The sequence below is a fragment of the Myxococcales bacterium genome (assembly GCA_016712525.1).
Taxonomy (GTDB): domain Bacteria; phylum Myxococcota_A; class Polyangia; order Polyangiales; family Polyangiaceae; genus JAAFHV01.
Genome location: JADJQX010000006.1, coordinates 173,638 through 193,110 on the forward strand (window position 1 = coordinate 173,638; position 19,473 = coordinate 193,110).

General features: G+C 68.8%; 15 protein-coding genes and 1 tRNA gene. 6 read left to right on the forward strand and 10 right to left on the reverse strand.

Translation table 11 applies throughout. The features are described from left to right. The first annotated feature begins 67 nt into the window (after positions 1-67). Together IPK71_12675 and IPK71_12680 are read left to right on the forward strand one after the other, a co-directional pair. Positions 68-1,114 carry a CDP-alcohol phosphatidyltransferase family protein gene (locus tag IPK71_12675; GenBank protein ID MBK8214588.1) on the forward strand — a complete coding sequence of 349 codons (1,047 nt, stop codon included), beginning with the start codon at positions 68-70 and terminating at the stop codon, positions 1,112-1,114. 17 nt (positions 1,115-1,131) lie between these two features. Continuing rightward, on the forward strand, positions 1,132-1,947 hold the full coding sequence (locus IPK71_12680) for an NTP transferase domain-containing protein (protein ID MBK8214589.1): 816 nt from the start codon (positions 1,132-1,134) through the stop codon (positions 1,945-1,947). 16 nt (positions 1,948-1,963) lie between these two features. Here the strand turns inward: IPK71_12680 and IPK71_12685 are convergent, their stop codons facing one another. Further along, positions 1,964-2,857 (reverse strand): hypothetical protein, encoded by an 894-nt coding sequence (locus IPK71_12685; protein MBK8214590.1) that lies wholly within the window; start codon positions 2,855-2,857, stop codon positions 1,964-1,966. 156 nt (positions 2,858-3,013) lie between these two features. Between IPK71_12685 and IPK71_12690 the strand changes: the two genes are divergently transcribed. From IPK71_12690 to IPK71_12700, 3 genes are read left to right on the forward strand one after another with little or no spacing between them, the layout of a single operon-like run. Then, on the forward strand, positions 3,014-3,994 hold the full coding sequence (locus IPK71_12690; protein MBK8214591.1) for a hypothetical protein: 981 nt from the start codon (positions 3,014-3,016) through the stop codon (positions 3,992-3,994). Then, positions 3,991-5,643 (forward strand): serine/threonine protein kinase, encoded by a 1,653-nt coding sequence (locus IPK71_12695; GenBank protein MBK8214592.1) that lies wholly within the window; start codon positions 3,991-3,993, stop codon positions 5,641-5,643. Before IPK71_12690 ends, IPK71_12695 begins: the two co-directional genes overlap by 4 nt. Continuing rightward, positions 5,640-6,623, forward strand: coding sequence for a tetratricopeptide repeat protein (locus IPK71_12700; protein MBK8214593.1), 984 nt, complete (start codon positions 5,640-5,642; stop codon positions 6,621-6,623). The genes IPK71_12695 and IPK71_12700 overlap by 4 nt, the downstream gene beginning before the upstream one ends. A gap of 68 nt (positions 6,624-6,691) precedes the next feature. Here IPK71_12700 and IPK71_12705 read toward each other — a convergent pair whose 3' ends face one another. Both IPK71_12705 and IPK71_12710 read right to left on the reverse strand, forming a co-directional pair. Then, on the reverse strand, positions 6,692-7,651 hold the full coding sequence (locus tag IPK71_12705) for an SPFH domain-containing protein (GenBank protein ID MBK8214594.1): 960 nt from the start codon (positions 7,649-7,651) through the stop codon (positions 6,692-6,694). Between the two features lie 118 nt (positions 7,652-7,769). Continuing rightward, positions 7,770-9,866 carry a hypothetical protein gene (locus IPK71_12710; GenBank protein ID MBK8214595.1) on the reverse strand — a complete coding sequence of 699 codons (2,097 nt, stop codon included), beginning with the start codon at positions 9,864-9,866 and terminating at the stop codon, positions 7,770-7,772. 173 nt (positions 9,867-10,039) lie between these two features. Here IPK71_12710 and IPK71_12715 point away from each other — a divergent pair, with 173 nt between their 5' ends. Further along, the gene (locus IPK71_12715) at positions 10,040-10,507 is read left to right on the forward strand and encodes a hypothetical protein (GenBank protein ID MBK8214596.1); all 468 of its coding nucleotides are present in this window, start codon (positions 10,040-10,042) and stop codon (positions 10,505-10,507) included. Between the two features lie 15 nt (positions 10,508-10,522). Here the strand turns inward: IPK71_12715 and IPK71_12720 are convergent. The 7 genes from IPK71_12720 to IPK71_12750 form a co-directional block, all read right to left on the reverse strand. After that, positions 10,523-10,596: transfer RNA gene (locus tag IPK71_12720), tRNA-Arg, on the reverse strand. A 45-nt stretch (positions 10,597-10,641) separates the two neighbouring features. Beyond that, positions 10,642-11,139 carry an NUDIX domain-containing protein gene (locus IPK71_12725; protein MBK8214597.1) on the reverse strand — a complete coding sequence of 166 codons (498 nt, stop codon included), beginning with the start codon at positions 11,137-11,139 and terminating at the stop codon, positions 10,642-10,644. 9 nt (positions 11,140-11,148) lie between these two features. Continuing rightward, on the reverse strand, positions 11,149-12,624 hold the full coding sequence (locus tag IPK71_12730) for an arylamine N-acetyltransferase (protein MBK8214598.1): 1,476 nt from the start codon (positions 12,622-12,624) through the stop codon (positions 11,149-11,151). Between the two features lie 68 nt (positions 12,625-12,692). Beyond that, complete coding sequence (locus IPK71_12735) at positions 12,693-13,562, reverse strand: hypothetical protein (protein MBK8214599.1); 870 nt, start codon at positions 13,560-13,562, stop codon at positions 12,693-12,695. A gap of 96 nt (positions 13,563-13,658) precedes the next feature. After that, a complete protein-coding gene (locus IPK71_12740; protein MBK8214600.1) occupies positions 13,659-14,990 on the reverse strand; it encodes a hypothetical protein in 1,332 nt (443 codons plus the stop codon). A gap of 10 nt (positions 14,991-15,000) precedes the next feature. Next, positions 15,001-17,109, reverse strand: coding sequence for a hypothetical protein (locus IPK71_12745; protein MBK8214601.1), 2,109 nt, complete (start codon positions 17,107-17,109; stop codon positions 15,001-15,003). Between the two features lie 210 nt (positions 17,110-17,319). After that, positions 17,320-19,116, reverse strand: a complete 1,797-nt coding sequence (locus IPK71_12750) for a hypothetical protein (GenBank protein ID MBK8214602.1) — start codon at positions 19,114-19,116, stop codon at positions 17,320-17,322. Positions 19,117-19,473: the final 357 nt, after the last annotated feature.

Here is a 19,473-nt window from a genome sequence, read left to right on the forward strand (position 1 = left end):
CACGTCGCGGAGCTGGTCGCGCCCGGGGGGCGTGCTAATCCGTGCGCTCTTGACGGTCAGGTCGCCGATGTCCCTCGAAACGCTCGACACGCATTCCCCCTCGAAACCGGTCGTCGCCGTCGCTCAGGTGGCCACGCCGGGCGACGTCGTCGAGCCTCGTTCGCTCTCGGCCGTCGAAGAGCACGGCCCGCTCCCCGCCGAGGACGTCGACACGATCCTCTACGAGATGACGGACCCGCTGAACCGATACTACCGGTACCCGGTGGCCAAGGGGATGTTGCCGCTCTTCATGCGGCTCCCGTTCACGCCGAACCAGATCACGGCGTTCCACGCCTGCCTCGGGCTCACCGCGGGCGTTCTGATCGCGCGGGGCACGCCGAGGGATCTCGTCGTGGCGTTCTTCCTCGCCGAGGCCCGCATGATCTTCGACTGCCTCGACGGCGTCGTCGCGCGCGCGAAGAAGCTCGGCTCGCCCATGGGCCGCACGATCGACGAGATGGGCGACATGGTCGGCTACGTGGGCATGCAGATCGGCACGCTCGTGCACATCCACCGCCACTACCCCGACGAGAGCCTCGTCTTCATGCTCGCCGCCGGCATGCTCGTGCCGGGCTGGATGGCGATGACGTACGACTACTACAAGCGCACCTTCACGAGCTTCCTCAAGGGCACGAACGACGGCCCCGCGGAGGAGCTCGTGCGGCGGAGCGCCAAGCGCGCGCGAGAGGGCGGGGGAGGGATCGTCGTCCGCTTCGCGCTCATGTTCGAGTGGCTCCAGGCCACGCTGCTCACGCCGTTCGCGCTGCCCCAGCTCGTCGAGCGCATCCGCAAAGAGACGGCCGTGCCTGGCGCAGGGGTGACCGATCCCGAGCTCGAGGCCGCCGCGCGCGGGGTGCGTAGGCGCGCGAAATCGCCCGGGTTCCGCAGGCTCTTGCGCTTCACCTCGATCGTCACGGGCGACAACGCCATCACCTTCTTCAATTTCGGCCTGCTCACGTTCTCTCTCGCCAAGGTCGAGAAGACGATGATCGTGGCCGGCTTCGTGACCTTCGTCGTGGTCGCGCTCACGTGCGCGGCCTGGGTGAAGAAGGGCACGAGCGACGACGCGGCGTGAGCCGCACGGAGCCTCGCATGATCGACAAAGCCGTCATTTTGGCCGCAGGTCTCGGCAACCGCATCTCGGCCGTCGCGAAGGACGTACCGAAGCCCCTCCTGCCGCTCTCGGGCGAGCCCGGCTCGCACCCCACCTTCCTCGACTGGCACTTCCGCGCCCTCGAGCGCGCGGGCTGCAAAGAGGCCTACTTCGTGGGCAACGCGAAGACGTACGGCACGAAGCTGCCCGAGTCGAAGACCATGAAGAGCGCGTGGATCCTGAACCCGACCGAGGACGTGTCCACGTCGGGCTCGGGCCACTCGGCGTGGTTCGCGTGGAAGAGCGAGCACGGCATCCTCGACGGAAAATCGCGCGTCGTGCTCATGGACGCCGACATCCTCTACGACCCCTCGATCTACGAGGCGCTCGCGGCAGGACCGAGCACGGGGCCGTCGAAGACGCTCGTGTGCACCGAGTTCCGCGACACGCAGGAAGAGGTGCTCGTGTTCGCCGATCCGAAGGCCCCGAGCGTGCCCGTGATGCACGGCAAGGGCCTCTTGCGCACGCCCATGACCGAGAAGCTCCAGTGCGTCGGCGAGGCGACGGGCATCTTGCTGTGGGAGCCCGGCGATCACGAGGCGCTCGCCCAGGTGACCGACTGGGTCGTCCGCTACTCGACCGCGAAGGCGCGGAGCGAGCACGAGGACATCACGCAGCGCATGATGATGGCCGGACGCATGCAGATCGCAGGTTTCGCCCGGCACGTGCCCTTCATGGAGTGCGACACGCCGGACGAGTACCACGTGCTCACGACCGAGATGTTCCCGCGGCTGCGGGGCACGCTCGGCTTCTGACCGCGCGCGTAGGAGCTCAGGTCCCCTTCGGTCCTCGGCCCGCGAGACCTCGCTTCTTTCCGCGTCCGCGTGTGCCCTGCACGATGAGCGTGGGATCGCGGGGCACGGGCTTCGTGCGGTCGAGCGACGCCTTGATGCGCTCGGCCTCTTCGCCGTGGCGCTCCTTGAGCTTCTTGGCGATCCCGAGGGCGATCTGTCGAAGCGCAGGATCGCGCACACTTCCCCACGCCTCGATCTCGGCCGTCACGAGGGCGGGGTAGCGGCGGGCCACGCGGGGCGGCGAGAGGAGCAGGGCGTCCATGAGGGCCTTGTGGCCTGGATACCTGGACGCCGAACGCGGCGCATCTTTGACGAGCTGGAACGCCTGACGGAGCCGCTCGACGACGAGCTCTCCGTCCGTGGTGGCGTCGAGGAGCTCGGGGCGCCCGAGCGCGAGGGTGGCGGCCGCGGCGTGGAAGTAGCCGTCCATGAAGGGAAAAATGTCGGTCACCAGGGCGTCGCCGGCGACCTCGCCGATCTTCGCGAGGGCGACGGGGACGGCGTCCCGCACCCGGAAGCGGAGGTCGTCGCACGCGGCATGGAGGAGGTTCAGGCAGAACGCTCGGCTCGCCGCGTCACGCCCACGCAGGCCGAGCACGTGCACGGCGCACACGGGCACGGCCTCGAAGGCCGACCCGCCCGGGGCGAAATCCGCGTCGAGCACGATCATCGCGTGGAGCAGTTTGTCGGCCTTTTTGCCGAGCGGCGTGACCTCCACGGCGAAGGCGTCGAGCATGCCTTGGTTGACGCGTTGCCCCGGGAGGCCCGAGAGGCGGGCGAGAAGCTTGTAGAGTGCATCGGTGTTCCCCGAGAGCGCGGCCTCGAGGGCCTCGGGGAACGTACGTTCACGGAATCCTTCGCGAGTTTTCATGCGAGGACCTTCCTGTACCTCAGGGGACCCTGAGATGCCTGACGAAACTGGACGTTGCGGGTTGGCGGCACGCCATCCACACGGTTATGCTTGATAAGCACCTGTGGGGGACACGGCGCAGTTCCGTCGACCACCCCTTCATGCGGAAGACAGAACATGGTTCGACCTCGTACGACGAGCATCGCCTTTCTCGCAACCGGACTCATCGCGCTCACGAGCGCGGCGTGCTCCGTCCTCTTTTCGACGAGCAAGGAGCAGTGCGCGACCGACGACGACTGCAAGAACCGGGGGGCCGGCTTCGAGGGATCGAAGTGCTCCCTCGATAACGTGTGCGTGGGAGGCTCGGTGGTCGTCCCCGGGGAAGACGCCTCGAAACCCGACGCCCCGGCCGGTGACGGCGCGGTCGACCCGTTCGCGTGCGCGAGCGAGCCCCTCGCGAGCCCCGATCCCAGCCGCAAGATCGACGTGGGGATCAAGTACACGGACTTCACCAACGGGCAGCCGGCCGTCGGGCTCGCGGTCCGCTTGTGCGCCCAGACCGATCCTCTCTGCGCGAGCCCTCGCACCACGCTCGAGGGGGCCGGCCCCGCCGACGCCGGGGTCGCCGACGCAGGCGCGGGGCTCGTCGCCACGCGGGCCGACGGCACGGTGACCTCCAAGGTGGAGTACGGCTTCGAGGGCTTCTTCGAGGTGAAATCGCCCATTTTCGCGCCGACGTACCGCTACACGTCGCCGCCCCTCAAGGGCAGCTTCGTGTTCGAGCAGATCTTGCTCCGCCCGGCCGAGATCAACTTCCTCGCCGACCAGGCCCTCGGCAAGACGAACGCCTACGAGTCGGTCGGTCACGGCCTCGTGTTCCTCTTCGCGCGCGATTGCGAACAAAAGCCGCTCGCGGGCGTATCGTTCACGACGAGCGCCCAAGACCCCATCATGGAGCGGTTCTTCATCATCAATACTTCGCCCTCCAAGACCGACACCCAAACCGACGGGCTCGGGCGCGGAGGTTTCGTGAACGTGCCCCCGGGGCTCCACACCTTCACGATGGAGCAGGTCGCCACCAAACGTCGGCTCGGCGCCGTACGAATTCTCGTCCGCGCCGGAGCCGCCACCACCGTCGCCATCCTACCGAGCCCATGAGCCGCCCCAACCGCACAGCCACGGCCGACGAGCTCGTCGTCGTTCAAGCCCTCGAAGCCGGCGACCTCCATTTCGAGGCTGCGCTCGGCAAATACCGCCTGCTCGGCACGCTCGGGCACGGAGGCATGGCCGACGTCTACCTCGCCGTCGCCGACGGACCCGAGGGGTTCCGCAAGCTGTGCGTGCTGAAGACTCTCCGCGACTCGATGGCGCAGGACGAGGACTTTCGCGCCATGTTCCTCGACGAGGCGCGGCTCGCGGCGCGCCTCAACCACCCCAACGTGGTGCAGACGTTCGAGGTGGACGACAGCGAAGGTCGCCTCTTGCTCGCCATGGAGTACGTCGAGGGGCAGCCCGTCACGCGCGTTCGGAGGCGCCTCTCGCCCGAGGATTTCCCGCTCACGGCCCATATTCGTGTTTTGTGCGACGTGCTCGACGCGCTCGACTACGCCCACCACCTGACCGACTTCGACGGCTCGGTGCTCGGCATCGTCCACCGCGACGTGACCCCGCACAACATCCTCGTCGGCTACGACGGGCGCGTGAAGCTCGTCGACTTCGGCATCGCCAAGAGCTCGGCGGCCGTGCAGATGACACAAGCCGGGGTCCTCAAGGGCAAGGTCGGTTACATGGCGCCGGAGCAGGCGAGCCTCCAAGAGATCGACGGGCGCGCCGACGTGTTCTCGGTCGGGGTCATCTTGTGGGAGGCGATCGCGGGAAAACGCCTCGCCGAGGGGCTCTCCGCGCGCGATGCGCTCCTCCGTCGCGTCGAAGGGAAGGACCCGAAGATCGCCGAGGTCGTGCCCGAGGTGGATCCGGAGCTCGCCGCGATCTGCGATCGCGCGATGGCCCACAAGCCGGCGGCGCGGTACGCGGGCGCCTCCGAGCTCCAAGCCGATCTCGAGCAGTGGCTGCGCAAGCACGGTGAGCTCCCGCGAAAAAAGTGGGCAAAATCCCTCAAAGATGCGTTCGCGCCGGAGCGCCAACAGCTCCGATCGGTCGTCGAGCAGCGCCTCACCGATCCGCGCTTCAGCGGCATTCGGAACGCGCTGCTCGCGTCGACGGGGGCGGGGCGTGCGGCCGACTCGGGAGGGACCCCGGCGCTCACGTCGTCGGGGGACGGACCGACCGTCGCCGCGCTGCGTTCGTCAGGGTCGATCTCGGGCGTTCATCCTTCGTTGGTCGGCGCTGGGGCGCCGGCGGTGCCCGAGGCGTCACGCTCGTACCCTGTCGCTGAAGGTGCGCAGAAGCCAAAACCTCCCTACCTCGGTTTTGCCCTGGGGGGGCTCGCCGTCGTGTCGGTGATCGCGGGCGTCGCGTTCTTCGCGATGAGCTCGCGCGCCCAGAAGCCCGATGTCCCGCCGCCGGTGCCGTCGTCGACCGTGGTCGCTTCGCCGAGCACACCCGCGAGCGCCTCGGCGGCGCCCACCGAGCCGACGCAGGTCGCGGCCCCCACGAGCGCGAGCCCTTCGGCCACCCACGCGCCGGGCAAGCCAGGGTTCCACTATCCCATCCCCAACGTGAAGCCCGTGGTGGGCGCGGCGACCGGCGCGACGCCACCGACCACTCCCGCCACCACCACGCCGACGGCCACCCCACCGAAGCCGACGGCCCGCCCGCTCGACGACAAGGACCCCTACGCCCCATGAGACCTTCGATCGCACGTGTGGCCCTCGTTTCGCTCGTCGCCGTCACCGCGGCGACCACGCTCGTCGCGAGCACCGAGCGCGTCGCGAGCGCGCAGGGCGTCGACGAGGGGCGCCAGCGTTTCACGCGCGGCATGGAGCTCTACAAGGAGGGCAACTTCCACGCGGCGCTCGCCGAGTTCCGCGCGGCGTACGCGGCCGCTCCGTCGTACCGCCTCCTCTACAACCTCGGTCAGACGCTCTACCAACTGCAAGACTACGCGGGCGCCGTGCGCGCCTTCGAGCAGTACCTCTCGGAGGGCGGCGATCGCGTCGAGGCCGAGCGCAAAAAAGAGGTCGATGGCGAGCTCGTGAAGCTTCGTCAGCGGGTGGCGACGCTCAACTTCGTCGTCAACGTGCCCGAGGCCGAGGTCACCGTCGACGACGAGCCCCGCGGCGCCTCGTCGAAGCCGGTCCTCGTGAGCGCGGGTCGGCGCAAGCTCTCCGTCACGGCCTCGGGCTACCAGACCGAGACGCGCGTCATCGACGTGGCCGGCTCGCAGAAGGTCGAGGTCAAAATCGAGCTGAAGCCCATCGGAGGCGTCTCGCGGGATCCGGGCTCGGGTCAGCCCGTGAAGCCCGAGAGCCACCCGAAGAGCCGCACGCCGTTCTACATCGGCTTGGGCATCACGGGCGCGCTCGCTGGCGGCACGGCCGTGTTCGCGATCGTCGCCTCGGGGAAACACTCCGACTTCGAGAAGGCCATCGAGACTCCAGGCAGCACCAAGACCGTCATCGACGACGCGCGCAGCTCGACGCGCACCATGTCGCTCGTGGCCGACATCTTCGCCGGCGCCACGCTCTTGTCGGCGGGCCTCACCGTCATGGCGTTCGTGCTCACCTCGGGCGAAGAGGCGCCGACCACCGGCAAGCTCGTGCTCCCGAAGGTCACCGCCAAGCCGGTCTTCGGCCCGGGCTCGCTCGGGGTCGTCGGCACGTTCTGAAGGTAAAACGAGTCGTGGCGTAAGTCTTCGCCACGACTCGCTTTTTTGTGTGCCCGTGCCGACGGCCGTCAGAGTCGCTGCGTGCGCGGGCCGCCCGCGGGCGTGCTGGCCGCGAGCTGGAGCGCGCTCATCTGCTGCATCGTGCGCTCCATGCCCTGGGGCGAGCCGTCGAGGAAGATCACGTTGCCGCGACCGTTCTCGGCCACGTGCTTGAGCGACTCGGTCCACATCTGGAAGAGGATGAGCGACGGGTCCATGCCCGCGGCTTCCATCTCCTTCACGGCGACGCTCATGCCCCGGCCGGCCTCTTCGCGGAAGAGCGCGATGCCCTCGCCGCGGAGCTTCTGCGCGACGCGGTCGGCCTCGGCCGAGATGCGGATCGCGTTGCCCTCGGCCTCGGCCTGGCGCGTCTTCGTGACGAGCAGGGCGCGGCCCTCGTTCTCGGCGGCCGAGAGCAGGTTCTGCGAAGCGACGACGCGCGCCATCGACTCCATGACGGGGCCGTCGAACACGATGTCGTTCATCTGAAGATCGGCGAGGTGGTAGCCCCACGACTCGAGGCTCGTGTCGAGGTGCTCCTTCACCGAGCTCACGATCTCGCCGCGCAGCGCGAGGATCTCGGTCTGGCGCTTGGTGGCCACGAAGCTGCGCACCGCGCCCTCGACGGTGCGCACCATGGTCTGGTGGAACGCGCTCTCGTCGATGAACTTGAAGGCGACGTTGACGATGGTGCTCTCGCGCTGGTCGAGCACCGAGTAGAGCAGCATCGCCTTGAAGTAGACGTTGGCCTGGTCCTGGGTGATGGCCTGGAACGTGAGCTCCATGGAGCGGTTCTGCACCGAGATGGTGGTCTTCACCTTCTCGACGAACGGCACGACGAAGTTGAGGCCCGGGTAGAGGAGCCTTCGGTACTTGCCGAACATGGTGACCACGCAGATGGTGCCCTGCTCGACCGAGCGGAGGCTCTTGATGAAGAGCCCCAGCGTGAGCACGAACGACGCGACGAGGAGCGGGACGACGACTTCCATGCGCCTGACCGTAGGCACGCGAAAATCGCCGCGCCACGAAACCGGACGTGCCGATTGTCCGATTTCGCGGCCGATTTCGTCGAATATTCCCGGCGAACGTGCGTCCCCGGGCGCTCGGTCAGGGCGCTTCGGGGCGGAGGCGCACGGTGGCGAACGGGGTGTAGCTCGAGCTCGAGTTGCTCCAGGGCTGGGCCTGCACCACGATGCGCTCGCAGACGCCGAGCGTGATGCCGGCGCCGTTCGCTTTGGTGAGCCCAGGGCACCAGTTCGAGCCGCCGGCCTCGGGGCTCTCGTAGCCGTTCATGCCGCTCGCGCCTTCGCTCACGAAGCCCGTGCAGGCGCGGCGGTCGGCGTCGGCCGTCGGCACCGTGGTGCGGCGGTAGAACGCGAGGTAGCCGTCGTCTTGGCGGCCCGCGGCGGCGTCGCTCGTGCAGACGGCCCACGCCGAGAGCACCACGGGCACGCCCGCGGTGTTCTGGACGACCCACGAGCGCACCGGTTGGGTGGTGGTGGTGAGCGTCGTGGGGCAGGTGCCGGCCGACGAGTAGCGGTTGTACGCTGGCGCGGCGCCGAAGGTCGTCGAGAGGGTGGTCGTGTTGTTGATCGCGCCGAGGGTCACGTCGACGCCGGTGCTGTTGCAGCCGACGGCGAGGTTGAACGCGCCGCTCGTGCCGCCGCCCGGGTTCGGGTTCGCGACCGTGATCGAGACGTTGCCGGGGTTCACGAAGTACGTCGACGGGACGATGGCGGTGAGCGTGGTGCCGGAGACGAAGGTGGTCGTGATGGGAGTGGCGTTCGCGCGCACCGAAGAGAGCGGCACGAAGCCCGAGCCGGTGACCGTGATCGTCGTGTTGCCGGCGCCCGCGACCACGCTCGTCGGGTTGATGCCCGTGACGCTCGGGGCCGGGTTCTGCACGGTGAACGACTGCGTTCCGGTGAGGCCTCCGCCGGGCGCCGGCGTGCTCACACGGACGGCGATGACCCCGCCGTTCGCGAGCTGGGCGGCCGTGAGGGTCGCGCGGACCTCGGTCGGGCTGACGTAGGTGGTGGTGGCCGCGACCCCGTCGAACGTGACCTGCGAGGCGGGGTAGAAGCCGGTGCCGGTGAGCACGACCTGGGTGGGGCCCGAGCCCGCGTTCGCGGCCGACGGCGCGATAGAGGCGAGCGTCGGCGCGGCATATTGCACGCGGAACGACACGGGGTTGCTCGTGCCGCCGCCGGGGGGCGGGTTGCGCGCCGTGATGGGAAGATCGCCCACGGTCGTGAGCGAGGCCGCGGGGATCGTGGCGTTCATGCGCGTCGAGTCGACGTACGACGCCGTGATGGCGACGCCGTTGAAGAGCACCTGCGTCGTGGGCAAGAAGCCCGTGCCGACGAGCTGCACGGAGGTGGCCCCCGAGCCCACGATCGCGCTCGCCGGCGTGACCGTGGAGAGCTGGACGGCGGGCGTCGAGACCGTGAACGAGAGGGCCGTCGTGGTGCCGCCGCCCGGGGTGGGGTTCACGACGAACACGTTGAACGTGCCTGCGGTCGCGAGCTGCGCCGCCGGAATGGTGGCCTCGACCGACGTCGGGCTCTTCACGGTGGTGACGAGGTCGGTGCCCGCGAAGACGATCTTGGTGCCCGTGACGAAGCCCGTGCCCGTGACGGTGAGCAACGTGGCGGGCGCGCCGACGACCGCACCGAGCGGCGAGAGGCTCGTGGCCGTGGGAGCGGGGTTCTCGACCGCGAACGTGAGCGGCGCCGAGCTTCCTCCGCCGGGGGCCGGTGTGTTGACGACGACGGCGAGGTTCTTGACGGCCGAGAGCATGGCCGCGGGGATGGTCGCCTGGAGCTGCGTCGCGCTCGCGTACGTGGTGGCAATGGCGGTGCCGTCGACCTCGACCACCGAGGTCGTCTCGAAGTCCGCGCCGGTGATCGTGACCGTGACGGGTGCGGTCGAGATGGGCGATTTCGCCGGGGCGAGCGCGGTGAGCTTTGGCGCGGGCGCGCCGGTCGCGGAGTCTCCGGCTTGGCCGTCTTTCTTGGACGCGTCGGTCTTGGTGCCGCCGTCTTCTTCGGGGAGGACCGGAGTCGCTCCGTCGATCTCGGGCTCGGGGAGGGTGCCGCCGTCGTCGTCGACCGCGACGTTGCCCGTGGCGCAGGCCGCGCCCACGATGGGGAGGCCCATGCAGAAGAGAAGGATCGCCGAGACGCTACGAACGTGAGAGCTCATCACCGCACCTACTATTTCCAGTCGAATTCGAGCGCACCATGGCATGAGTCGCGGGGCGAGGCCAGCGCGTGGGGTACGAATTGGGCCCTGGAAAACGCCGATCCTGAACGGGTGCGCGTCCTCTCCGCTCGTGCGACTTTCGCGGCCGCGATCGCAGGATCATGCCTGTGAGCATGGACGATCCGACCCGAGACGCCGACCCGCCTCCCGACCCGACCTCGTCGCGCCTCGCCGAGCTCGCCGACACGCTCGTGCTCGGCGCGCTCCTCGCGAGGGTCGGGCCCTACGAGCTCCTCTTTCACCACGCGCAGGGCGAGTTCCACCACGACGTCGCCGTGCGCTGCCACGGTCGGGCGCTCGGCCTTCCGGGGGACGTGCTGGTCGTCGCGACCAACTGCAACGGCGGCGTGAAGGAGGTGCTCTCCTTCGACGAGCCCCCGACCCCTTCTGCCCTGTGGCGCTGGCGGTGCCCGGAAGTGGTTGAATTCAAAGGCAAAATGCCCCGTCTGCTCGGGCGGGCCACGACCACCCACTGGTTCCCGCCGTGCGAGCTCTTGCGCCCCGACGCGCGCAGCGAGCTCCGGGAAGAGGCACGCGAGCGGCAGCCCGGCGGAGGGTTCCGCTTGAAGGGTGGGTGCTGACCCTCGCGACGTGGGCACGCCCGGCAGGAATCGAACCTGCGACCAACGGCTTAGAAGGCCGTCGCTCTATCCAACTGAGCTACGGGCGCAATTCGCCCATGGCATACCAGAACCTCGCCGGCCGTGCACTCCCCTCAGACGTCGGTCCGGCCTCGCCCTCTAAGCCAATCGCGTACGGCGTGTCCGGTTCCGAACGGCCAGGGACGGAGCTTCGCCTCCGAGACGAGCTTCACCCCCTCGAGCTCGTCGGCCACCGTGATCTCTCCGGCGGCGCGCACGTGGTAGGTGACGAGCAGCTCGTTCTTCATCTCGAAGGTGTGCACGCCCACGAGCCCGACGACCTCTCCCACGAGGCCGAGCTCTTCTTTCACCTCACGCAGCACGCCGACCTCGGGGGCCTCTTGGGCCTCGAGGTAGCCCGTGACGAGGCCGAACATGCCCTCGGGCCAACCTTTTCCACGCGCGAGCACGATGCCGTCGGGGTGCTCGACGATCGCGGCCACGACCGGCACGGGGTTGCCGTAGTGGACGTAGCCGCAGGTCGACGCGGTGCATGTGAGGCGCTCGCGCCCTTCGGCGTCCGTCTTGGTCGTGAGGGGGGCGCCGCAGCGCAGGCAAAATGAGGCTTTCAAGGGGCTCCGTCAGAGGCGGGTCACGTCGATGTGGCCCACGTAGTGGTAGGTTCCGTACTGCACTTTCGAGGCGAAGAGCTCGACGCGATGTGCTCCCTTCGCCTCGACGGGACACGTGCCCGTGACGCGCGTGCCGTTCCTCGTGACGGCGCAGTGCACCTTCGCGTCGGAGACGATCATGTAGAGCCCGCGCGGGTTCTCGAGCTCCACGGTGAACGGGCCCGTCGTGCTCACCTGCGAGCGGTCGGGCTCCCGGAGCTCGAGGCCGTCCGCGTAGAGCTCGGCCGACGTCATGGGCCTCCGGAAGAACTCGCCGCGGTCGATGGGTTTGTCGGCGAGCTGCCAGGCGGTCTCGTCGGGGAAGTGGTCCACGCGAAAGACCTCGGGAGGCGTCGCGAAGTAGACCACCTTGGTGCGCTTCACGAACGTCGCGCCCTCGAGGTAACCGGCGTCCCACGTGGTGTCGACGAGGTACCACGCGCCCTCGATCTTGACGGCGTTCCACGCGTGCGACTCGCCGTCGGGGCGCATGTCGGCGCCGCGCACCGTGCCCACGACGTACTTGGCCTCGAGGCCCGACGCCTTGGCGATGGCCGCGAAGAGCTTCGCGTAGCCTGCGCACACACCGACGCGTCTCTTGAGCACGCTCACGGCGTCTTGAGGCGGGTAGAGGCCCGCGCGGTACGAGGGCCCGTCGTAGGCGATGCGATCGGCGACGTAGTCGTGTACGGCGCGGGCGCGACCGAGCTGCGTGGGCGCGTGCGCGGCGATGTAGGCGCCGATCGTCTCGGGGCTCGCTTCGGCCTCTTGGGGCATCGTCGTGACCACGGGAGAGAGCTTGTCGTCCGAGTCCGGCCAGGTGGGCTTGGGTCGCGCGACGGGCTCGGGCGGCGTGGCGCTCGTCGACGGGAGCGGCGTGGCAGACGGAGCGGCTGAGGGGGTGGGCGTCGGGGTCGGCGCGGCCGAGGGCGCCACGGTGGGCACGGGCTCGGGGGCCTCGTCGCTCGTGTCGAACGGGCGGTCGCGTGTGAGCAGGTAGAGCCACTCGAGGCCTCGCGCGGCGCCATGCGCGACGCTCCGCCCTCGGTCCGCGAACGCGCCGCTGCGTCCGTCGAAGAGGAAATCTCCGCGTGTGGAGAGCGCGGTGAACGCCGTCTTCGGGAAGGCGACGAGCAGGACCGCGAGGAAGGCGAGGCTCACGGCGAGCGTGCGCAGCACCAGGCGATCACGCGTCTCGAGCCAGCGCTTCTTGTCGCCATGCAACGTCGACGCGACTTCCCAGACCACCGGCACGACCGGGAACACGACGAAGCCCGCGAGGAGCGACGGCCACACCCCGCGGTGACCGTACGCCGCGAGCGACGCTGCGAGCCACGTGCCGAGCAGCGGAACGGTGAGGACGACGAGCCACGCGAGGGTCGATGCCACGACGGCCGCCGCCGAGGTGCGCTTCGGAGCCGCTCGGGGCGCCTGAGATGCGGCCATTGGCCTTCACCTTAGCAAGACGCGGGGTGGAAGCCGAAAGGTGCGAAAAGTGTAGAAGCTGCGATGGCTTACGGCCGACCGACGAAGCTGAAATCGTCGAGCTCGACGTGGAAACCGCTCCCGCCTTGGGTGCCGCCCGGGAAGAAGATGCGCCCGACGGGGAGGTGGTCGTAGACGCGCTCTCCCGCACCGTCGAGTGTCACGGCCTCGACGCCGTCGACCAGCGCGCGCGCGACGGGGACACCGGGCCGAGGGGTCGAGGCGTCGCTCATGAATCGGATCTCGTAGTCTCGCCCCAGCTCGAGCGAGACCGTCGAGTCGTTCGAGCGCGTCTGCGTGCCTTCGAACTGGGACATGACGAAGAGGGCGAAGCGGGTCGCCGAGCGCTTCTTGAGGCCCACGCGGATCGTGTGGGCGGGCCCGGTGCCGCCGTCGGGGCCGCCCGTGTCGAGCCGGAAGCTGAGGAGGTTCAAGGTCTCGTTGGTCCCGCCGTCGCTCTGGTCGAAGCCTGCGATTCGCAGCTTGAAGGTCGACTCGGAGCGCAGCACGTTCGCTCGGAACCCGCGCACGCAGGAGGCTTGCGAGCCCGTGCCGATCTCGGTGTCGGACGAGAGGAAGCGCGAGCGACCCCCGTCCGGACCCTGGATGGAGAGGGCTCCGCGCGTGACGTTGGTCTCTTCCCACGGAGGAACGAGCGCGCCGTCGGGTCGCTCGAAATCGTCCGAGAACGTGTAGGTCGGCGCGCCGTCCGTGCCCGAGTCGCCCTCGGGGGTGGTTCCGGAGTCTTCGGGGCTCGCCTCGGGGACGATCGTCGTGGGGAGGCTCGTCGGGACCGCGGCGTCTTCGCCCGAGGGGGCGCTGCCCGAGAACGCGCTCGCGCACGCTACCGCCGAGGCGGAGCCCAGTGCCGAGAGGAGCCACACGCGCGCGCGCCGCATTGCCGTTCGAGCATACCCGAACGAAGCTCTACTGCACGCGCTCCCGTTCGCCGCGGCGTGAAATTCGCGGAACGACTAAGTCTTTTGCCTAGCAGCCTACGGCGTGAGCGCGCACGTCGTGGCGTCACCGGCGGCGTAGAAGGGCTCGCTCTCGACGGGCTTGAAGCCGAAGAGGGGCTTCGTGAGGACGGGCGTACCGAGGCCGGGGATCTGGATGCGACCTTGCGCTTCGGCGCGGAGCCCGTGCTTCTCGTAGAGGACGAAGCCGCCGCTCGGGTTGCTCGTCACGCACGCCTCGGCGGTGACGCCCGAGAACGGGCCGAGCTTCGCCTCGATGCCGATCGAGTCGAACGCGAGCAGGCTCACCACGCCTTGTATCGCGCACTCTCCCGAGAGCCCGGCCTTGCCCCGCACGCCCACGAAGCGCTGCGAGGCCTCGAGCGTGGGCGTCTTCGAGGTGGAGCGGAGGTCGAGCCCACCTCGGTAATCGAAGGCCGCGGCGGCGTGCCCTCGGAGCTCGACGTGCGTGGTGACCGTGACCTCCCCCTTGAGGGTCACGCGGCAGCCGATCTCCGGGCGGAGGCGCACCGTGAGGGGAATGGGTCCGCCCACGGGGATAGGCACGCTCGGGCCCTGCCAGGTCGTGTCGAGCGAGCCGCCCGCCTGCGACTGCGCGGACGTGGCGCGCACGCCGTACTCGACGTCGGCGGCGAAGCTCGGATCGAGGTCGAGCGAGAGGTTCGCGCGCTGCACGCCGAGCGGTACGCCGAACGCACGGCGGAGCTGGATCTTGCCGTCGACCTTGGCGCCGAGGGCCATCTTCGTGTTGGAGAAGGTCACGACGGGCGCGAAGGCGACGTCTTTCGCGAGGCTCTCGAGCTTGGTGTCGGCTTTGGTCTCGCCGCTCCCGACCGACGCGCCGGTCGGCCCCTTGGTCGTGACGCCGGCGGTGTTCTCCGGCGCATCGTCGAAGATCGAGCGCACGGGCGACGCCGACGAGAACACGAGATCGCCCTGGTCGATGAGCTCGTTCAACGTGGCGCGCTTCGTTCGGATCTCGACCTTGTCGCCCGCGGGCGTGATCGACACGATCTTTCGCAAGTAGCCCGACGGGTTCTTCGAGAGGCGGAGATCGGCCGTTCGCGCGTCGCGGTTGCCGGCGATCACCATGCCCACGGAGAGCCCATCGAGCACCGCGCGCGTGGCCCCGTTCGACGGGACCACGAGCGACTCGTCGAGCACCTCGACCTCGTCCGAGAAGACCTGGGGCATCTTCTTGGCGCTCCCGCCCGATCGCAGCGCGACCGGCTTTTCGGCGGCGAAGTCCTCGTCGGTGCCCTCTTCGGGCTCCGCTTCAGCCGAGCACGCAGCGACGGCCGAGACGGTGGCGACGAGGGCTAGGGCGATCGACAGTGAACGACGGTTCATTCGGCTCTTTTCAGTCGGGGATGCGGGGGCTCTGCTTCGGGTCCTTCGCGACGTCCGGGCCGACCGACTCGAGCAGGCACTCGGTCGGGTCGGGCGTGACGAGCGAGTACACGAAGCCCTTCGGCACGAACTTCGCGGGGAGCGCGGCGCCGTTCAGGTTGAGATCGAAGCTCTCCGCGTCCCACGCTTGGTAGACGGCGTCGTTCGCCTTGGCCGAGGCGGCGAGCTTGTCGAAGAACGCGCCCGAGGCGTCGGGGGCGGTCTCGCCGAGCATGTTGGTGAGGATGCGCTTGCGGGCGGCCGAGACGACGGCCTTGTCGAGCACGGCGACGTTGAGCTCGCCCTCGTAAAGGACGCCGCGGTTGTTCTTGTTGGCCGAGCCCACGCTCATGAAGCGGTCGTCGACGATGAGCATCTTCGAGTGCACGTCCATCGCGGCGAACTCGCCCTTGGTCTCGTCGATGCCGAAGCTCGGGCCGGTGTCGAACGCGCGGAGCTGGAGCAGCAGGAAGCGGTTCGGGAAGCCTTTGCGGAACTGGTCGGCGCTCTTGTACGTCCAGAAGCAGCCCGGGTCGGTGTACTCGTTGATGGGCTTCGTCACGACGATGAGCTTGAGCGAGGGGATCTCGTTCATCCGCGCCGCGATCGCGTCGTTGAGGATCGGCATGCGGAAGTACTGGTCTTCGATGAAGATGTAGTCCTTCGCTTGGCGGATGGCGTTGTGCCACGACTCGAGGATGCCGTGCTCGGCGAGGGGCTCGGGCATGGTCGCCGTGATCTGCGCCATGACGCCGTTCGGGTCGGCCACCTGCGTGCGCTCGACGACGAAGTCGCTCGCGTTCTGCGAGTACTCGACGCGATCCTTGAGGGCGCGCTCCCAGCGCTTGTGGAAGAGATCGGTCACGTCGGCCGCGGCGGGGCCGTCGACGCGCATGATGTAGTCCTTGCGGGGGCCGGTGTCGGGCTTCTTGTTCTTGGCGGCGACCGCGTTGCGATCGGCCTCGGTGGCGTCGAAGAGCATACGGCGCGAGTCGAACACCTTGTGCTCGTTCGTGTCCCAGTCGACGCGGCGGAGGTTCATGCCGCCGACGAAGGCCGTCTGATCGACGACCATGAACTTCTGGTGCCACGAGGCGTGGGGGAGATCGACCTTCACGGGCCACTGGGTGAGGTCGACGTCGGTCTTGGGGGCGTCGGACGCGACCTTGGCCTCGAAGGAGAACTGCGCGTCTTTTTGCGTGGGATCCTGGGCCTTCACGCGGTCGACGAACGACACGGGACCGACCGCGAAGGCGAACTTGCCGCTCGTGGCGTTGGCTTGGCCGAGGTACTCGAAGTTGTCGCCGCCCTTCTCGCCGTGCACCTTGAGCTCCGAGTCGACGTTGAGGCCGGCGACGAAGCTGTCTTGAGCGAGGAACTGGTTCACGAGCACGCGCTTCGTGGCGGGGCTCGCCTCGAAGAGGCCGATGACGGTGTTGGCGCGGCGCTGCTCGGGGGTGAGCTTGGCGTGGGTCGCGGCGGGGCGAACGAGCTCGAAGCGGCTCTCCCACCACCACGTCGAGGCGAGGATCTGCTTCTTCGCCTTGACGATCTCGGAGTGCACGTTGGCCCACGCCTCTTCGCCGTCCATGAGCATCGTCACGCGGTTGCCACGGCGTGCGGGGCGCGCCTCGGAGGAGAACCAGAGGTGACGGATGCCGATCCACACTTCGTGGTCGGTCTTGCCGGCGACCTTCTTGATCGCGACGCCCGCGCGACCCTCTTTGGGGCTCGTCGCGGTGAGCGCGCCGTTCGGGGCGAGCACGAGGTCGATCTGGGCCTCTTCGAAGTCTTCGGCGGAGGCCGTGATGCGCACCGGCGCCGTCGACGTGACCGAGAGCTTGATCTTGTCGCCGTCGGTCGTGATCGCGATGGGACGGCCGGCCTGCGACGCTTGGACCTTGAGCTCGCGCTCGGGGATGGGCTGGGCCCACACGTCCCGCACGCGGAGGATGACGGCGGACGTGGCCGTCTGCGCCTGCTCGGACGGGTCGTCGGACCCATCGCCTTCTGCGGAGCACGCGGCCAAGAGCGAGATCCCGACGAAACCGAGGGCGAGAGCGAAGCGACGGTGGGGCATGGTTTGGTCCTCAAGCATACGGGGTGCCATGTTCGATCCTCCAGGAAACCTCGAGGAACTTGCCGGATCGGAGGCCACCACGACACCTACATGGTCCCACAGCGGGGGTAGGGTGATCCACGGCCCCGGGGCGCGGGTGTCCGAAATGGTTCGAGGCCCGCACGAACGAACGCGCGAGCCTCGAGAGGGGACCCTTCGGTCCGGGTCAGGTCAGTTGCACTGGTTGGCCTTGGCGGACTCGGTCAGCGCGTCCTCGGTGACGGCGCGCTGCTCGCAGCGCTCGTCCTCGGTCCACTCCTTCCAGTCGGCCGCCTTGCCGATCGACGCGGCGTGCTGCTTCCAGAGGTCGTAGCCGGCCTTGCCACCGGCGCCGTTCTTGAAGACCGTGAGCTTGCAGATGCGCTGCACGTCCGCACGCGCCTGCTCTTTCTGGGCGTAGTCGAGCACGATGCTCGCCATGGCGGCGTTCGTCGAGTTCCAGCAGCAGGTCTTCGACTTGGGGTAGTCGAGCTCGGCGAACACGTAGTCTTCGAGCTTGCGGAACTCGCTGTCGACCGCCGCCTTGTTCTTGCCGAAGTTCTCCTGCATCACGCGGTAGAGGCTCTTGAAGGCCTCTTCGCGGGCCGTACGGCCGGAGCAGGTGGCGGGCGTCGCGCGGAGACGCGAGCGCGAGTTCTCGATGAGGCGGAGGGCGCCGTCACGCTGCTCCTCGGGGGAGCCGGGCGAGAGCAGGCGGTCGAACTCGGCCGGGCGCGCCGCGATCGCGGCGATGTCGTCGTCGTTGATCCAGTCGCCGCGCGAGGCCACCGGGACGATGTTCTGCCAGCGGCCGTTCTGGACGACCGGGGTGCGGAAGCGGCGGAGGCCACCACCGAGCTTCGCGTAGGGGGTGCCGTCCGAGCCGTTGCCCGGGCCGCCGAACGCGGGGTTCGTGAACCAGTGGATCGAGTCCTCCGGCATGTCGACGATGGCCTGGCGGCGGGGCATGCTGCCCGAGGCCGTCGTGATGCGCATCTTGTCGGGGCCCGAGTTCTCGACCGCGACCACGGGGACGGTGTGGCCGATGCCCTGGCGCTGGAAGCGCTCGATCATCGCGTCGCCCGACTTCGCGGCCTTGGGCTTCACGTGGAACATGTTCTGGCCGTCGGCGAGGTTCACGCTGCCGAAGTAGCCGTCGAGGATTCGGAGGAAGTAGCCGACGCGCTTGTTGAGGAGCACGTCGTCGTACCAGGCGCCGGCGCCGGCGTCGGCCGGGTCGTTGATCCACGGCACGCGGTCGTCGGTGCCGATGTGGCGGCCGCGGAGGTTCGCGTCCTTGGGCCACGAGCTCTGGAAGCTCGCGAGGGGCGCGTCGCCCGCCTTCCAGCCCGAGGGGGTCATGTCCTTGTAGAGGGTGCGGAACGTCGGGAAGCCGCCGACCGGGGTGCCCTCTTTGGTGACGAAGCCGAAGTGACCGGCGTACATCGAGCGGTTCCCGCGCGAGTCCCAGCCCGTCATGTAGAAGGGCAGGCCGTACCACGACGAGAAGAGGACGCGCATGACCATGGCCGTGTCGGCGCACTCGAACACGCCGGCCTTGGTCACCTTGCCGAAGGGCGTCGGGAACTCCCACGTCTTGGAGTTGCCGCCCCATCCGCCGACCTCGGCGGGGATGATTTTGAAGCTCTTGTACCAGGCCTGGTACTTCTCTTCCCAGGTGAGGCCCGAGTTCGCCGGCCACGAGATGCCCGCGCGCTTCGCGTCGGCCGTGTCCTTGTCGGCCCACTGGTTGCGGATGTCCCACACGGCGGCCGAGTTGCTCGCGAAGGCGACGTTCGTCGGTCCGCCGGCGGCCTCGCTGACGGCCTCGAGGCTCTCACCGAGCTCTTGGTCCGCGAGCTTGTGATCGTCGCCCGAGCCGGCCTCTTCGCCTTCGCCGTCGCCGACCTCGGCGCTACACCCGGGGAGCGCGGCGAGCGTGAACGGAGCGCAGAGGAGAAGAATGGGCAAGAGACGCTTGAGCGACATGAGGGCCTCGTAGGGTGAAGGGACGACCGTGGGTCGGCCTGGCAAGCAAAAAACGGCCAGACGCCCGACTTCTTAGCATCGCTCCATTCGGGGGCGATGGGGAACACTTCGATCGCACCGGAGGATCGATTCGATCCGGGTTCCGGAGCTTCTGTCCCCCTTCAGCAAGCCTCAGGCCAAAGGTGTGCGCTTGTCTTACACGGTGGTTTTCGTGGGCCACCTGGGGCGCCTGGATCGGCGAGGCTGGAGCAGCGCTTGTCCATGCGAGCGCTCGTGCGTGCCCGCGCCCTCACGGTGGCCGAGGAAATACGGCGCGCGACGTGCCAGGGCGACGTGCCTTGGAGGCATGCTTTTTCG

Excerpts from the sequence above, each read along its gene's own strand:
- IPK71_12730 (MBK8214598.1), bottom strand. The coding sequence starts at position 12,624 with ATGGCCGCATCTCAGGCGCCCCGAGCGGCTCCGAAGCGCACCTCGGCG.
- IPK71_12700 (MBK8214593.1), top strand. The coding sequence starts at position 5,640 with ATGAGACCTTCGATCGCACGTGTGGCCCTCGTTTCGCTCGTCGCCGTC.
- IPK71_12735 (MBK8214599.1), bottom strand. The coding sequence starts at position 13,562 with ATGCGGCGCGCGCGCGTGTGGCTCCTCTCGGCACTGGGCTCCGCCTCG.
- IPK71_12675 (MBK8214588.1), top strand. The coding sequence starts at position 68 with ATGTCCCTCGAAACGCTCGACACGCATTCCCCCTCGAAACCGGTCGTC.
- IPK71_12740 (MBK8214600.1), bottom strand. The coding sequence starts at position 14,990 with ATGAACCGTCGTTCACTGTCGATCGCCCTAGCCCTCGTCGCCACCGTC.
- IPK71_12745 (MBK8214601.1), bottom strand. The coding sequence starts at position 17,109 with ATGCCCCACCGTCGCTTCGCTCTCGCCCTCGGTTTCGTCGGGATCTCG.
- IPK71_12685 (MBK8214590.1), bottom strand. The coding sequence starts at position 2,857 with ATGAAAACTCGCGAAGGATTCCGTGAACGTACGTTCCCCGAGGCCCTC.
- IPK71_12690 (MBK8214591.1), top strand. The coding sequence starts at position 3,014 with ATGGTTCGACCTCGTACGACGAGCATCGCCTTTCTCGCAACCGGACTC.
- IPK71_12710 (MBK8214595.1), bottom strand. The coding sequence starts at position 9,866 with ATGAGCTCTCACGTTCGTAGCGTCTCGGCGATCCTTCTCTTCTGCATG.
- IPK71_12715 (MBK8214596.1), top strand. The coding sequence starts at position 10,040 with ATGGACGATCCGACCCGAGACGCCGACCCGCCTCCCGACCCGACCTCG.
- IPK71_12705 (MBK8214594.1), bottom strand. The coding sequence starts at position 7,651 with ATGGAAGTCGTCGTCCCGCTCCTCGTCGCGTCGTTCGTGCTCACGCTG.
- IPK71_12750 (MBK8214602.1), bottom strand. The coding sequence starts at position 19,116 with ATGTCGCTCAAGCGTCTCTTGCCCATTCTTCTCCTCTGCGCTCCGTTC.
- IPK71_12680 (MBK8214589.1), top strand. The coding sequence starts at position 1,132 with ATGATCGACAAAGCCGTCATTTTGGCCGCAGGTCTCGGCAACCGCATC.
- IPK71_12695 (MBK8214592.1), top strand. The coding sequence starts at position 3,991 with ATGAGCCGCCCCAACCGCACAGCCACGGCCGACGAGCTCGTCGTCGTT.